The sequence below is a fragment of the Pedobacter sp. MC2016-24 genome, from assembly GCF_015223055.1.
In the GTDB taxonomy this organism is placed as follows: Bacteria; Bacteroidota; Bacteroidia; order Sphingobacteriales; family Sphingobacteriaceae; genus Pedobacter.
This window is the reverse complement of record NZ_JADFBX010000019.1, coordinates 1-13640: the sequence shown is the minus strand read 5'-3', so window position 1 is coordinate 13640 and position 13640 is coordinate 1. Positions and strand designations below refer to the sequence as shown.

Here is a 13640-nt window from a genome sequence, read left to right as displayed (position 1 = left end):
ATGGAACGGAAAATATTTTTAAAAAAGATGGTTGTGATTGCAATTCTTCCATCAATATTTATTGCAGCCTGTACAGGTAAAAAGAACCCAGAGGGAGGTAAGACGGCTGCAAAACAGCAAACGTTTACCTGTCCGATGCACCCTCAGGTAATTAAAAATGAAATGGGTACTTGTCCGATTTGCGGTATGGATCTGGTTCCTTTTGAAAAAAACAGTGACGATAAGGCTTTGAAGATTGACGATAAGCGGCAGGCGCTGGCTAACATTACAACAACTGTGATCGGTGCGCAGGGCTTGTCGGGTACCAAACAACTGAACGGAAGGTTAGTGGTGAACCCTGAGCAGAGCAGTTACATTTCCAGTCGAATTGGAGGGCGGATAGAGCAATTGTATATACGGGAAACGGGAGTGATGGTTAAAAAAGGTCAGCCGCTTTACCAGCTTTATTCTGAACAGCTGGCTACTTTGCAGCAAGAATATTTAATGGCCGTGGCTCAGGAGAAGCAATTTTCTGGTGATCGGATTGAGCAAGAGCTGGTGAGGGCTGCTAAGCAAAAGTTAATACTTTACGGACAGTCGGAAACTCAGGTTGCCCAATTGTTGAAAACGCAGAAAAAGGATCCTTTTGTGGTGTACTATGCACCAGCAGGTGGGATGGTTGCGGAATTGTCGGTAACGCCGGGACAGTATGTAAATGAAGGAAGTCCGATTTTACGACTGGAAGGTTATGGAGAGCTCTGGGTGGAGGCGGACGTTTATCCGGCTGAAGCCAAATCTATTAAGCAAGGGCAAAAAGTAAAAGTTGTGGTTGCGGGTTGGGAAGGTCAGCCTCAGGATATGACCGTCAGCTTTATTACGCCCTCATTGCAATCAGGTACGCAACTTACACAGATCCGGGGAAGTATCCCCAATCCGGCCAATCAATGGCAACCCGGCTTACAGGCCAATGTGTTTATCCCTTCCGGTAATTCTGGCCATGTGCTGACTTTGCCGGTGGATGCGGTGATCAGGGACGGTAAAGGTATGCATGTATGGGTTAAAACAGGCAAAGACAGTTTTGAGCCCAAATTGGTTAAAACCGGGCATGAAAATGACAACCAGGTAGAGATTACTGAAGGCGTTGCTGATGGCGATCAGGTTGTGGTTACCGGTGCTTATTTGCTGTATAGTGAGTATGTACTGAAGAAAGGGAAGAACCCTTTGGATGTTTTGAAATAAATTGGTGTTAAATATTAATCATAAAAAAATGAAAAGAAGAATCGGTTTTGTACTCACAACTGCGGTAGTCACATTATTTGCTGCCTGCGGAAATACTCAAAAGCCTGTAGAAACAACAGATCCACATGCCGGGCATAACCATGCTGCCGGAGCGGGACATGCTGTTGCGACAGCAAAAACAGTTGCGGGCGTAACGATTAAAGATGATCAACTGAATGCCATTTATGAGCATTATATACACCTGACCAAGGCGCTTGTTGATGGTGACATGGCCGAAGCGAAGGTGGCCGTGAATGCAATAGAATTGGGTTCCAAAGCATTGGCTAACGGTGCCAGCTTAGCCGCACTTGCAGGAAAAATAGCAACTGCGGCAAATATTGATGCACAGCGTACTTTATTTTCTGAACTCAGTAATGATTTTATAAAAAGGGTAAAGGCGGCCGGATTAAGTTCTGGAGAGGTGTATGTAGAATATTGTCCTATGGCATTGGATGATAAAGGGGCATCCTGGTTAAGCAGTCAGAAAGAAATTAAGAACCCCTACTTCGGAGCAAGTATGTTGAGTTGCGGTGAGGTCAAAGAAACGATTAAATAATTTCTCAGATGTTTATTCCATTTAGTATCTTTAGTAAATACTAACTTATAAATAAGCTACAACTATGAAATACTTTTCATTCCTGCTGTTGTTAACAGCGTTTTCGTTCGCAGGTTTTGCGCAAAATAAAGATGCCATTATTGGTAAGTGGGTAAATTCTACAGGTGAGGCACATGTGGACATCACTAAAAAAGCGGATAAATACTTCGGTAAAATTGTTTGGCTGAAAGAGCCTAAAGACGAAAAAGGTAATACGAAAACTGACGCTAAAAATCCGGATGCCAGTCTGAAATCCAGACCAATTTTAGGCCTGGAAATTCTGAATAACTTTGTTTATGATGATGGCAAATGGACGGATGGTAAAATTTACGATCCAAAGTCAGGTAAGACCTATAGCTGCAACATGACCATGAAAGGAAATGACGTATTGAATATGCGTGGTTATATCGGAATTTCACTGATTGGCAGATCTGAAACCTGGAAAAGGGTAAAATAGGTGAAGTGCTTCATTTGCTGGCTGTTTTTATTGCCGCTGATTGGTTATGCACAGACCTACGACCTGGTTTCCTTAAATAGTGGTACCAATGCCAGTTTGCGCGGCATGTCTATCGTAACAGACGATGTCGCCTGGGTTAGTGGTAGTAAGGGGCATATTGGAAAGACAACCGATGGTGGTAAAACCTGGCAGTGGGTACAACCTGCGGGTTATGCGCAATTGGATTTTAGGGATATACAAGGTTTTGATTCTTTGAAAGCCGTAGCTATAAACGCGGGTTCGCCGGCTTATGTATTGCTGACCGTAGATGGAGGTAAGACCTGGACTGAGCGTTATAAAAATACGGATTCTGCCATCTTTCTGGATGGTATGGATTTTTGGGATAAAAAGAATGGGATCATCTTTGGTGATCCCATTTTGAATGAAATGCAGTTGCTGAGAACTCAGGATGGCGGATTGAGCTGGAATCCGATCAGCGGCAATCTGAAAACGAAATTGAATACAGGTGAAGCTGGGTTTGCAGCCAGTGGGACAACGATAAAGACTTTACCTGGCGGTAAGGTCTGGATTGCGACCGGAGGTGCTGTAGCGCAGATTTATTATTCTGACAATTATGCCTATACCTGGAAAGTTTTCAAATGTCCCATTATACAGGGGAAATCCAGTACGGGAACTTTTGCTATGGATTTCTATAATGGAAGCAAGGGCGTTGTGGTTGGTGGTGATTATTTGAAAGACAAAGAAAATTTAAATAATGTATTGCTCACTGATGATGGCGGAAAGAACTGGAAGCGACCGGCTAAGCCAGTTTCGGGATACCGGTCTGGTGTAATTTATGTGAATTCGGCGCTGTTGATTGCTACAGGCAGTTCTGGGACGGATGTATCCAAAGATGCGGGACAAAATTGGATTAATATATCGGGTCAGGGTTTTAATGTAATCGGTAAATCAAAAAAAGGCAAACTTATACTGCTTGCCGGAAACAAAGGCGAGATTTACAAACTCGCCGTTAAACCATAAAATATGTTAAGTAAAATTCATCACATCGCTATCATTTGTCGCAATTATGAGGTGTCAAAGCTGTTTTATACAGCTGTATTGGGCTTGGATATCATCAGAGAGGTTTATCGCGAAGAAAGAAAATCTTATAAACTTGATTTGGCTTTAAACGGGGAATATGTGATTGAATTGTTCTCTTTTCCTGATCCTGGAGCCAGGCCATCAAGACCGGAGGCAGCGGGATTGCGGCATTTGGCTTTTGAAGTAAATGATCTGGATGCGGTGGTGGCTGATTTGCTTAAAAAAGAGGTAGAGGCTGAGCCGATCAGGATAGATGAGTTTACTGGGAAGCGTTTTACTTTTATTGCAGATCCTGATCAGTTGCCGATTGAATTTTATGAGCATTAAAAAGGCTTTTAAAACAGAAAGCCAGGTCATCCAACCTGGCTTTACAAAACAAAACTTAGATCTAACCAAACATCTAAAAGTTCAGACAATATAGAAATTGAACTGGACGTCAAGGGCGGATTCGAACCGCCGTCAAAGGTTTTGCAGACCCTTACCTAACCACTCGGCCACATGACTATATCGTAACCTCATCCTGATTACTGAGACAAATATAAATAAAGTCTATCAAAATTGTAGACTTTATTTAAATATTTTTAAATATTTATAAAATCTTCATTTTTGAAGTATTTGATGCTGTTTTTTAGAATTTGGAATTCTAAATGAATGGAGTTTTTATTTGCTTATCTATTGTGTAATATTGCAGAGGTGGAAGAGACAGATAAAAAAAAGATCAGACTGGATAGAAAAACTGCGCTTGCTAAGGCTGAGCATTATTGTGCTTACCAGGAGCGGTCTCAGCAGGAGCTTCGTAATAAGTTATATGAATGGGGACAGTGGTCTGACGATGTAGAGGAAATTATATCTGAACTGATCCAGACCAACTTTTTAAATGAGGAGCGTTTCACGCAGGCTTATGTTTCCGGTAAGTTCAAAATGAAACATTGGGGAAAAATTAAGATCAGGCAAGGGCTTAAATTGAAAAATGTTCCTGACAAGATGATTTCGAATGCGCTTAAAGGCATCGACTATGACGAATATTTAGCAACGATATTGATGTTGGCGGAAAAAAAAGCAGGTACGATCGTAGAAAAAGATGCTTATAAAAAGCGATATAAGCTCGTTTCTTATCTGTTGGGCAGAGGTTTTGAAAATGATTCAATTATTGAGGTACTGAAAGCCAATGGGTTATATTAGTTGTCTGATTTTTATTAAAAATAACTTGACGTTAAACTAAAAGTATTTATATTTGCAATCCCAAACGGAAACAAGGTAATTAATCTTGAAGCAGTAGGGAAGACATCGGATGGTGTTGATCAATGCGAAAGTAGCTCAGTTGGTAGAGCACGACCTTGCCAAGGTCGGGGTCGCGAGTTCGAATCTCGTCTTTCGCTCTAAATGCCTTCATACCAGGAAGCATTTATAAAGAAAATTAATCGTATCGACTAGTTGATATAGATTATGCTCAGATGGTGGAACTGGTAGACACGCAGGACTTAAAATCCTGTGACCTTAAAAGTCGTGCGGGTTCGATTCCCGCTCTGAGTACAATACCTAGCTGTATGGGTTATACAGCACAGTACCAATGCGAAAGTAGCTCAGTTGGTAGAGCACGACCTTGCCAAGGTCGGGGTCGCGAGTTCGAATCTCGTCTTTCGCTCAAAAGCCTTCTTCATTGAAGGCTTTTATTTTAAAGTTCAATCCCCGACAGTTATTGGGTGATTATGCTCAGATGGTGGAACTGGTAGACACGCAGGACTTAAAATCCTGTGACCTTAAAAGTCGTGCGGGTTCGATTCCCGCTCTGAGTACAAGATAGGACTTCTATCTAAAACGGCGTTTCTGATATCAGAAACGCCGTTTGTATTTTAATTCCGTTTCCTGAGCATAAATCTCTCGTGAACGTTATTTAACCTGATCTAAAAATCTTTCAATCATCGGAATTACGAAATTCGCCTGATGCGTGTTAAACTTTAGCGACGTTAATTCTTCAATATATTCACCATGTGTACCGGGAATAATAGCCAGCTCAGAACCAACAAGCAAACGGTGCATCTCTAGTGCATGTTCAGGCAGAATTACATCTTTGTCACCAATAATAATAAACGCCTTTGTCGTGATTGCGCTGATTTGCTCGTCCGGAATATCTTTGAAGTTTTGCATCCTTTTAGCATCCCTATCATGCATATTTTTAAGACCATCAGGATCAACTTTGCTATATGCGTTTTTTAGCTCCTGAGGCATGTTGTCCAATGATGCCTGTTTCATAAAGTCCCAAAATTTTGCTGGAACTCCATTTCGCTTACTCAATGGAGATCCCAAAACGATTTTGTCTACAACTTTTGGATGTCGAATAGCAATCTGTAGGGTGGTTGTTCCGCCGTTGCTAAAGCCAAAGAAATCGGCTTTATCTATCTTCAGGTAATGTAGCAAGCTTGCCACGTCATCTGCATCTTGTTCGAAACTTGACTCCGTATTCCTGTCATTCGTCCTTCCGTGTGCCTGAAGTTCTACAGCAATCACTTTACGATGTTTTGCAAACATTGGTATTACCCGTCCGAAGGTGATGTCAATTGTAGAGCCCCCTCCATGTATTAGTACAAGTGGTTTGCCTTCTCCGTAAATCTGATAGTACATTTTGATACCGTTAACCGGAGCATATCCGCTTTTTAGGGGCGATTGCGCATTAATGGATAAATTTGATGCGATTAAACTGGTTAAAATCAGAAGCTTCTTCATTGTGTGGTTTGTTTAATAAGTTGATTTAATTTGTTGAACATCTTTATCCAGCTTTGGTAAGCACCTGTTTCCTTTGCCTTTTCTTCAGATACAGTCTGATGAATAGTCATTTTGGTACGCTGGCCGATCGATTCAAAAGTAACGGTTGCTACATGCCGTTCCGGCCAGTCTTCAACCTTGCCATTGGCAACTGAGCTCACCGCATCCCCTGCTTCATTTGACATCACCATAGTGAAAACTATTTTTGTGTCTGGTTGTATTTCCAGGTAATTGCCAATGATCCAACATGGTCCATAAACCGGATCTTTTATAACATAATGGAAGTGGCCGCCTGTTTCAACGGTTATAGCCTTAAATTCAATGCTGCGACCGTCGGGCGCATACCAGTGCTTTAATTGTTCAGGATCTGTCCATGCTTTAAAAACAACGTCTCGCGGCGCATCAAAAAGATGGCTGATTAGTAATTCTTTTTGTTCGGATTTCATATCTGTATCATTTTTTTGTAGCGGCAAGGAACCGGTTTAGCTTTTCAAACCTCTGGTTCCATAATTTACGGGATTGTATTACCCAATCAGTTACTTCATCAAGTTGCGTAAGTTGGGCTTCACAAACCTGTTCCCTTCCTTTTTGATTCATGACAATCATTCCGCATTCTTTCAATATCTTTATGTGCTTGGCAATAGCCTGCTTGCTCATGTCAAGATCTTCGCCAATCTGTGTGATGTTTAGTGGTCCTTGCGACAATTTACTAATAATAATTCTCCTTGTGGGATCAGCAATCGCTTGAAATACATCTCTTCTTTCTATCATATATACAACCAAATGGTTGTCAAATATAAAGACAACCATTTGGTTGTGCAAAATATTTTTAATTCAGGATCTGATCTACATGGGCGAGGGGTATCAGATACAGGATCTTGCCGGTGCTTTTCAGTAATTAAGCAACGCAACAATAAAGCTGGGCATGCGCATCTGACGGATTTGACAATACTCCAGCCCGCAGTACAAGATAGACTTCTATCTAGATCCTTGCAGTTTTAATCAAACTATTGAGTTAATAATTTGATAACACATATTCCATAGTGCATTATTACTAGTTGTTGAACTTTGTCGTCGATAAAATGACAGCATATAGCAACTATACCGACACCGAACTGGCCGCGCTCCTAAAAGACGGTGACCATCAGGCTTATACTGTTATTTATGATAAGTATAAATTTTTGCTTTACGCTCATGCCTATAAAAAATTGCAGGACCGCGAAGACGCACGTGATGTAGTTCAGGAAGTTTTTGTTACGTTTTGGAACAAGAGAGGCAACATAAATGCGCAGTCAAACCTTGCTGGCTATCTGTATACCGCGCTTCGCAATACGATCTTGAACCTGATTGCCCGAAAGGAAGTCCGGACACGCTATACAGACGCAATGGCCGCACATTACACTTATGATTACGAACCTACCGATCACGGAATACGCAGCCAACAATTAACGGCGCTGATCGATAGGGAAATAGCTGCGCTTCCTGCAAAAATGCAGGAAGTGTTTGTGCTCAGCCGGAAGGCCTACCTAAGCAGGAAGGAAATTTCAATGCAATTGGGAATATCAGAGGCTACGGTTGACCGCCAGATTGCTAATGCTTTAAAATTATTGCGCGCACGATTAACCCTGGTTGCCTACCTGCTGGTTTTCTTTAATATCTAAGTATCTCCAACTTTTTTGATTTTTTTCATTTTCATCTGCATAGTCCGGCCGACTTACCTGTATTGGTTATGTATTCAATTGAAATTAATGGCTGCTATGGAAATACCCGACTTCGACGAACTACTCGAAAAATACCGTAAAGGCGAATGTACGCCCCGGGAACTGGATTTTATCGAGAGCTGGTATTTGCAATATCAGCTTGATGCGGAGCCGCTATCTCAAGCCGAGTTAGAACATGAGGTCGCCAGGATAACCGAAAGCATTGCGCAGAAGATACCTATTGTGGCTTATCAACCGCCTATATTCAGACGCTTACGTTTGCCGCTTGGCATTGCTGCTTCTATACTGGTTATATTGGGCATAGGTTACCTGCTCTCGCCCGAACATCAAAAAGATCAGTCTGTTGCTCAACAGGCTGAACTACCGATCAGTCCCGGCCGTCATGCAGCCAGCCTGACCTTGGTCAATGGTAAAAAAATTTTCCTTTCAGATCAGCAGACCGGTAAAGTAGCACAGGGTGCTGGCGTAACCATTACCAAAACCAGCAATGGTGAACTGATCTACGATATCAAAGGAACAAAAAATAAGACGTCCGGATTCAACACCCTTGCTACTACTAATGGAGAGACCTACCGGGTCAGATTGCCTGACGGCTCAATGGTATGGCTCAATGCAGCATCTTCACTTAAATATCCCATATCCTTTCAAAATAGTGCTGAAAGGGTGGTTCAGCTTTCGGGCGAGGCCTATTTTGAAATTTCCAAGGACCGTAAGCATCCTTTTATCGTGAAGTCAAGGGAACAGCAGGTAGAGGTGCTTGGTACGCATTTCAATATCAATGCCTATCACGATGAGCCAGATATACTTACCACTTTGCTGGAGGGAAGCATCCGCTTAAGACCAGAACGCGGAATAGCCAGGATTTTAAAGCCTGGGCAGCAGGCAAAATTAGCTAATGGTGATCTTAAAATCCTGGAGGCCGATCCCCGCACTGCTACGGCCTGGAAAGACGGTCATTTTCGTTTCAAGAATGAAAGCCTGCAAAGCGTGATGCGAAAGATCTCACGATGGTACAATGTTGAGGTTACTTTTCAAAAAGGCCTGCCTGAAGATACTTACAGTGGTGCGGTGACACGCCATAGCGATATCAGGCAGGTGTTGGAGATCATGGAAGGGTCTAACAATATTCATTTCACCATTAAAGAAAGGAGGATCATCGTCAGTAAATAGCAACATATACCCGATGGTCATTTAAAAAAAAGCCACCTCAGTTAGCGCTGAGATGGGCTTTAAACATGATGACAAATAATTATAAAACTATTTGATAACCCGCAGACACCCTCACTGCTTCGAAACCGAGTGGGTGCTCTGCAAATAACATGTATTGCAAATGTACGGTTTTTACCAAAACAAACCCGTATGGCCTTGGCGTCATACCACTAAGATACTATTGATGACAAAATTGACTGCGATCTTGCTCTTTGTAACCATGCTGCAGGTCAGCGCGGCTACTTTGGCGCAAAAGGTCACCCTGAATGTAACAAACGCACCATTGGAACGGGTATTTGATCATATCCGCGACCAGAGCGGTGTTGACTTCTTTTTTTCCGCTTCACTGATCGGCAAGGCAAAACCGGTGAGCATCCATATCAAAGACCTGGAACTGAATGCTGCCCTGGCTGAAATATTCAGGAACCAGCCGCTCACTTATGTAATCAGAAATAATTCGGTACAGGTACAGGCAAAAGAATATCATAAATTGGGGAAACCTGGTCGCGTATCCGGTAAAATTACAGATGATAAAGGCGAAACGCTTCCGGGGGCGGGCATTAAGGTCATAGAATCCGGTGCTGGTGCACAGGCTGGTGCCGATGGCTCTTATACCTTAAACCTGCAGCCAGGCACTTACACGCTGGAGTTCAGCTTTGTGTCTTTTGCTACGCAGCGGGTAACCGGAGTAGTCGTAACCGAAGATAAAAATACCCCGCTCAATATTTCTTTAAAGCCAGCCAATGCTGCGTTAAAAGAAGTAACTGTGACCGCCAGTTACCGCAAAGCATCAACTGAAGGCTTACTGGCCAGACAAAAGAACGCTTCAGAGATCAGTAACGGTATCAGTGCAGAGCAGATTGCCAGTACACCTGATAAGAATATCGGCGAGAGCTTAAAGCGCATCAGCGGGGTAAGCTCTATAGACAATAAAATGGTTTTGGTACGTGGTATAGGTGAACGTTACAATACCGCGCAACTGGACGGCATCAATCTGCCCAGTACGGAGGCCCAAACCCGTAACTTCTCTTTCGATCTGATCCCTTCAAGCTTGGTTGACAATGTTGTGGTTAGCAAAACAGTTACCCCTGACATGAACGGCAGCTTTGGCGGTGGATTGATACAAATTAATACCAAGGATATCCCTACAGAGAATTTTATGGGCTTCACCATTGGAACTTCGTTTAACGACCAGAGTACTGGTAAGGATTTTTTGAGCCATAAACGTGGTAAATATGATTATTTGGGTTTTGACGATGGAAGAAGGAAATTCCCAACTGGTTTACAGCATACAGACCGTACTACTGTACCCAATAACACCCTTACAGACGAACAGTACAAGCAAGTGTTAATTGCACAAAGCCAAAAATTTACCAACGATAATTTTACGATGTACAAATATAAAACTGCTCCATCGCAAAACTATCAGTTTACAATGGGCAGGTTAATCGATATTGATCCGACAAACAATAAAAAACTGGGCTTTACTGCAGCTTTAAATTACCGGAACAACCAAAATATTAATATAATTGATCAACAGACCAGAAGTGACTGGAATGCAAATACCACTAATTCTGGTGCTAAATACATGTTCAATACTACTTTGGCTGCTATGTTAAACGTAGGCCTGCAGTTAGAGAAAAATAAGTTCAGCTTCCGAAACACCTACACCCATATTTACAATAATGACCTTTTTAGAGCTGTTGGTTACGATTCAGATGAAGGGACAAATCTATTTGGTGCTGGTGTGAAACCCAATCGTATTATAGAGACTGACGACCCTACTTATACAGATCTTCTACAGAACAAATTAAATGGTCAGCATCAGTTTAACAAGATAAAGTTAGAGTGGAATTTATCCAGGACATCAATTGACCGTAAAGAGAAAGATCTGGGCATTGCTTCCCAAGGATTGCTAAAAACAAGTAACGGCTACGAATATTATTATGTATCGAGTTCACAAACGGAGGGATATATAAAACCTACTTCCCGTCATAACTACAGCAACAATGAGCACCATTTTTCCTGGAGTGCCGATGCGAGCATGCCTTTTAAAATGGGGCTATTAAATAACAGTATAAAAACCGGTTATTTTGGGATTCAAAAAGAAGGATCACTAAACTGGGAAATTGCATCTTTGATCCATAATCCTTCAATAGCTGATAGTTTACGATATATCCCGATTGGCGAAATGATAAATCCTGCCAAAATTGGGAATAACGGTTACAATTACTATATCAATGGGTACTTTTTAAATGGCTATAAAGGAAAAAGTACTACCCAGGCGGGGTATGTGATGTTAGATAACCGACTTGGCGAAAAATTACGCCTGGTTTGGGGTGCAAGAGCAGAGTATTATAAATATACCGAAATACGGAATGACATTAATGTAAGGGGAACGAGTTCTTTTGCACTTCCTCCAGAAAAGAAATGGAGGTTTTTGCCATCGGCCAACTTTACCTATAGTCCATCCAAAGAAATTAACATTAGGGCCGCCTTCTCAAACGCGGTGGTGAGGCCAGAGCTGATGGACAATAGTCAGTTTTTTAGATACGACCCAATGTTCGATGCACAATTTGGTAACGAAGGTCTGGCCAGTACGCAGATTAAAAACTACGATTTTAAAATAGAGTGGTTTCCTGGCCTTGGTGAAATCATCTCGGCAAGTGCATTTTACAAGCAGTTTGATCAACCTGTTGAGATCACTTTTAGTTTGTCCAACGGTGGTGGTTTTTATTACATCAAAAACTCCGATGAAGCCAAGGTTTACGGCTTAGAATTAGAAATGAGAAAAAACCTCGGGTTTATTGCCACCAACAACCTTTTAACACGCCTAACGGTTTATGGCAACCTTACTTTACAAAAGGCCGATGTGGCAGGTACCTATAAAACCTCAGTAGATGGCAAGGATGTAATTGTAACTGCCAAAGCAAAAAGAAACATGTACGGGCAATCTCCATATCTCATTAATGCCGGTTTACAATATACAGATGAGCAATTTGGTTTTAACCTGGCGTACAATAAATCGGGACTCAAAACAACGCTTGTTGGACCCGAACTTACCAATATTGAATATGAAAAGCCAAGAGCTCAGATCGATGCCCAGGTTAGTTATAGATTTTACAAAAAGAGATTTGAAGTAAAGTTAAATGCCGGTAACCTACTCAATATGGCATCTGTTGTCTTTAGAAATACAGGTAGCTATGAGCCTAACCCCGATTATACCATAGGTTCTGATTACAGTAACAAATTCCGTTTGAAACCTGGTTTTTCAAATCATTTCGAAGAAGGAGATCAGGTGCTGTTCTCGCAAAAATTTGGTCGAACCTACAGTACATCTATTACTTATAACTTTTAACGAATATGAAACTTAAAAAATATATCCATTTGCTGATGCTTGCTGTTATAGGGCTAAGTTTATCATGCAGTAAAGCCGAACTTCTTTCACCAGAACCACTCAAACTTGTTCAGTTGAATATTATCGGAACTTCAGAGGTTGATCTGGAATATCTGTATAAGGACAGTGTAATTGCAGAGAGTAAGATCATGAATTCAAATGGCATAAATTTAAGCAGGATAATCACCATTAATGATCAAGAGGGTGATTTAAAGATTAGAAAGAAGGGTACCTCAGAAATATTGTTGACAAAAGCAATTGCTGCTGCGCCATTTGAGCAGAATATCAATATCTATTATGATGGTAACAAAATATACAACAATACCATTTCACTTGGAATCAAAGGCTTTGCCCTATCGGGCGAACTTGAATTCTTAATAGACGGAGTTGTATTTTCTTCAAACAGTGGTGCTGTAGATAAGGTGAGTACTATCCTGATCGATAAAGGCACTACAAGGGAAATTTCGATTCGTAAGAAGGGGGGAACAGCCGTTCTGCTTACCAAAACAATCGAATCGACAACCGCAAGGCAGAATATTGTCTATTTCTTTGACGGCACAAAGATAGTCGATAATGTAAAGCTTGACCCACCCGTTAATCCGTCTAATATGATGATCAGTGCCAGGTTCGAAACCACATTTCCAAATCAGTTTAAAGGTGTTGATGTTGACCTTGTATTTTATACCAGGCTTTTGTCGAGTGCAAATACAGTTGTGGGAACAAAAATCACACCCGAAATCAGGTTTACCTTACCAAAAGATGGTTCTTTTAATGCTATTGAGCTCCCACCATTGCCAGGACCGGAATACATCTATAGCTTTGATATATATGAAAAAGGAACGAATATTGAACCTTATAATCCTGGTAGCCCATTAACTCTTACTGGTTATACAATCAAACCCAATGAAGGCCGGGTTACTTCAGCATATGTCAACTATGCTGAAGATAGGATTAATTTTGAGGCTGGAAAATCGAAGTTAATGATCATTACCGATTCAAGAACATTGGCAGTTGTAGCCGGTACAAGAAGCGTTTTTATATCAGGCGGTAAAGTAAATGATCTTTCAAAATATTTTCAATAATCATGCGTAATGCATACAAGCGTTAGTATGACTTATAAGATGTAATTTACAACACAAAGCAGCACCGTAATGGTGCTGC

At 41.5% G+C, this 13640-nt stretch carries 13 protein-coding genes and 5 tRNA genes; 14 read left to right on the top strand and 4 right to left on the bottom strand.

Annotated elements, in window-relative coordinates:
* The 5 genes from IM797_RS25540 to IM797_RS25520 all read left to right on the top strand — a co-directional run bounded on the left by IM797_RS25540 (window position 1) and on the right by IM797_RS25520 (window position 3716).
* Window positions 1-1218: an efflux RND transporter periplasmic adaptor subunit gene (locus IM797_RS25540; RefSeq protein WP_194130058.1), complete on the top strand. Its 1218-nt coding sequence runs from the start codon at window positions 1-3 to the stop codon at window positions 1216-1218.
* Between the two features lie 28 nt (window positions 1219-1246).
* Window positions 1247-1813: a DUF3347 domain-containing protein gene (locus tag IM797_RS25535; protein WP_194130057.1), complete on the top strand. Its 567-nt coding sequence runs from the start codon at window positions 1247-1249 to the stop codon at window positions 1811-1813.
* Window positions 1814-1877: 64 nt separating this feature from the next.
* Window positions 1878-2309: a DUF2147 domain-containing protein gene (locus tag IM797_RS25530; protein WP_194130056.1), complete on the top strand. Its 432-nt coding sequence runs from the start codon at window positions 1878-1880 to the stop codon at window positions 2307-2309.
* Window positions 2310-3329 carry a WD40/YVTN/BNR-like repeat-containing protein gene (locus IM797_RS25525; protein ID WP_370583126.1) on the top strand — a complete coding sequence of 340 codons (1020 nt, stop codon included), beginning with the start codon at window positions 2310-2312 and terminating at the stop codon, window positions 3327-3329. It begins immediately after the preceding gene.
* Between the two features lie 3 nt (window positions 3330-3332).
* On the top strand, window positions 3333-3716 hold the full coding sequence (locus IM797_RS25520; protein WP_194130055.1) for a VOC family protein: 384 nt from the start codon (window positions 3333-3335) through the stop codon (window positions 3714-3716).
* A 103-nt stretch (window positions 3717-3819) separates the two neighbouring features.
* Here IM797_RS25520 and IM797_RS25515 read toward each other — a convergent pair.
* Window positions 3820-3893, bottom strand: a tRNA-Cys gene (locus tag IM797_RS25515).
* Between the two features lie 147 nt (window positions 3894-4040).
* Here IM797_RS25515 and IM797_RS25510 point away from each other — a divergent pair.
* The 5 genes from IM797_RS25510 (at window position 4041) to IM797_RS25490 (ending at window position 5185) form a co-directional block, all read left to right on the top strand.
* Window positions 4041-4571: a regulatory protein RecX gene (locus IM797_RS25510; RefSeq protein WP_194130054.1), complete on the top strand. Its 531-nt coding sequence runs from the start codon at window positions 4041-4043 to the stop codon at window positions 4569-4571.
* A gap of 124 nt (window positions 4572-4695) precedes the next feature.
* Window positions 4696-4768, top strand: a tRNA-Gly gene (locus IM797_RS25505).
* A 69-nt stretch (window positions 4769-4837) separates the two neighbouring features.
* A tRNA-Leu gene (locus IM797_RS25500) sits at window positions 4838-4922 on the top strand.
* Window positions 4923-4961: 39 nt separating this feature from the next.
* Window positions 4962-5034 (top strand) — tRNA-Gly (locus IM797_RS25495).
* Window positions 5035-5100: 66 nt separating this feature from the next.
* Window positions 5101-5185: transfer RNA gene (locus IM797_RS25490), tRNA-Leu, on the top strand.
* 94 nt (window positions 5186-5279) lie between these two features.
* Here the strand turns inward: IM797_RS25490 and IM797_RS25485 are convergent.
* Genes IM797_RS25485 through IM797_RS25475 form a run of 3 tightly spaced genes read right to left on the bottom strand, consistent with a single transcriptional unit; the run spans window position 5280 to window position 6923 of the window.
* Window positions 5280-6113 (bottom strand): alpha/beta fold hydrolase, encoded by an 834-nt coding sequence (locus tag IM797_RS25485; RefSeq protein ID WP_194130053.1) that lies wholly within the window; start codon window positions 6111-6113, stop codon window positions 5280-5282.
* Window positions 6110-6598: an SRPBCC domain-containing protein gene (locus tag IM797_RS25480; protein WP_194130052.1), complete on the bottom strand. Its 489-nt coding sequence runs from the start codon at window positions 6596-6598 to the stop codon at window positions 6110-6112. The genes IM797_RS25485 and IM797_RS25480 overlap by 4 nt, the downstream gene beginning before the upstream one ends.
* Window positions 6599-6605: 7 nt before the next feature.
* The gene (locus tag IM797_RS25475) at window positions 6606-6923 is read right to left on the bottom strand and encodes a helix-turn-helix transcriptional regulator (RefSeq protein WP_194130051.1); all 318 of its coding nucleotides are present in this window, start codon (window positions 6921-6923) and stop codon (window positions 6606-6608) included.
* 311 nt (window positions 6924-7234) lie between these two features.
* On the opposite strand from IM797_RS25475, the gene IM797_RS25470 reads away from it, so the two are divergent.
* The 4 genes from IM797_RS25470 to IM797_RS25455 all read left to right on the top strand — a co-directional run bounded on the left by IM797_RS25470 (window position 7235) and on the right by IM797_RS25455 (window position 13561).
* On the top strand, window positions 7235-7813 hold the full coding sequence (locus tag IM797_RS25470; RefSeq protein WP_194130050.1) for an RNA polymerase sigma factor: 579 nt from the start codon (window positions 7235-7237) through the stop codon (window positions 7811-7813).
* A gap of 96 nt (window positions 7814-7909) precedes the next feature.
* The gene (locus IM797_RS25465) at window positions 7910-9043 is read left to right on the top strand and encodes a FecR family protein (protein WP_194130049.1); all 1134 of its coding nucleotides are present in this window, start codon (window positions 7910-7912) and stop codon (window positions 9041-9043) included.
* A 223-nt stretch (window positions 9044-9266) separates the two neighbouring features.
* Window positions 9267-12440: a TonB-dependent receptor gene (locus tag IM797_RS25460; RefSeq protein ID WP_194130048.1), complete on the top strand. Its 3174-nt coding sequence runs from the start codon at window positions 9267-9269 to the stop codon at window positions 12438-12440.
* A gap of 5 nt (window positions 12441-12445) precedes the next feature.
* Window positions 12446-13561: a hypothetical protein gene (locus IM797_RS25455; RefSeq protein WP_194130047.1), complete on the top strand. Its 1116-nt coding sequence runs from the start codon at window positions 12446-12448 to the stop codon at window positions 13559-13561.
* Window positions 13562-13640 lie beyond the last annotated feature (79 nt).

Coding starts and splice junctions, on each gene's coding strand:
- IM797_RS25520 (WP_194130055.1), top strand. CDS start 3,333: ATGTTAAGTAAAATTCATCACATCGCTATCATTTGTCGCAATTATGAG.
- IM797_RS25535 (WP_194130057.1), top strand. CDS start 1,247: ATGAAAAGAAGAATCGGTTTTGTACTCACAACTGCGGTAGTCACATTA.
- IM797_RS25510 (WP_194130054.1), top strand. CDS start 4,041: ATGGAGTTTTTATTTGCTTATCTATTGTGTAATATTGCAGAGGTGGAA.
- IM797_RS25540 (WP_194130058.1), top strand. CDS start 1: ATGGAACGGAAAATATTTTTAAAAAAGATGGTTGTGATTGCAATTCTT.
- IM797_RS25485 (WP_194130053.1), bottom strand. CDS start 6,113: ATGAAGAAGCTTCTGATTTTAACCAGTTTAATCGCATCAAATTTATCC.
- IM797_RS25530 (WP_194130056.1), top strand. CDS start 1,878: ATGAAATACTTTTCATTCCTGCTGTTGTTAACAGCGTTTTCGTTCGCA.
- IM797_RS25470 (WP_194130050.1), top strand. CDS start 7,235: ATGACAGCATATAGCAACTATACCGACACCGAACTGGCCGCGCTCCTA.
- IM797_RS25455 (WP_194130047.1), top strand. CDS start 12,446: ATGAAACTTAAAAAATATATCCATTTGCTGATGCTTGCTGTTATAGGG.
- IM797_RS25465 (WP_194130049.1), top strand. CDS start 7,910: ATGGAAATACCCGACTTCGACGAACTACTCGAAAAATACCGTAAAGGC.
- IM797_RS25480 (WP_194130052.1), bottom strand. CDS start 6,598: ATGAAATCCGAACAAAAAGAATTACTAATCAGCCATCTTTTTGATGCG.
- IM797_RS25475 (WP_194130051.1), bottom strand. CDS start 6,923: ATGATAGAAAGAAGAGATGTATTTCAAGCGATTGCTGATCCCACAAGG.
- IM797_RS25460 (WP_194130048.1), top strand. CDS start 9,267: ATGACAAAATTGACTGCGATCTTGCTCTTTGTAACCATGCTGCAGGTC.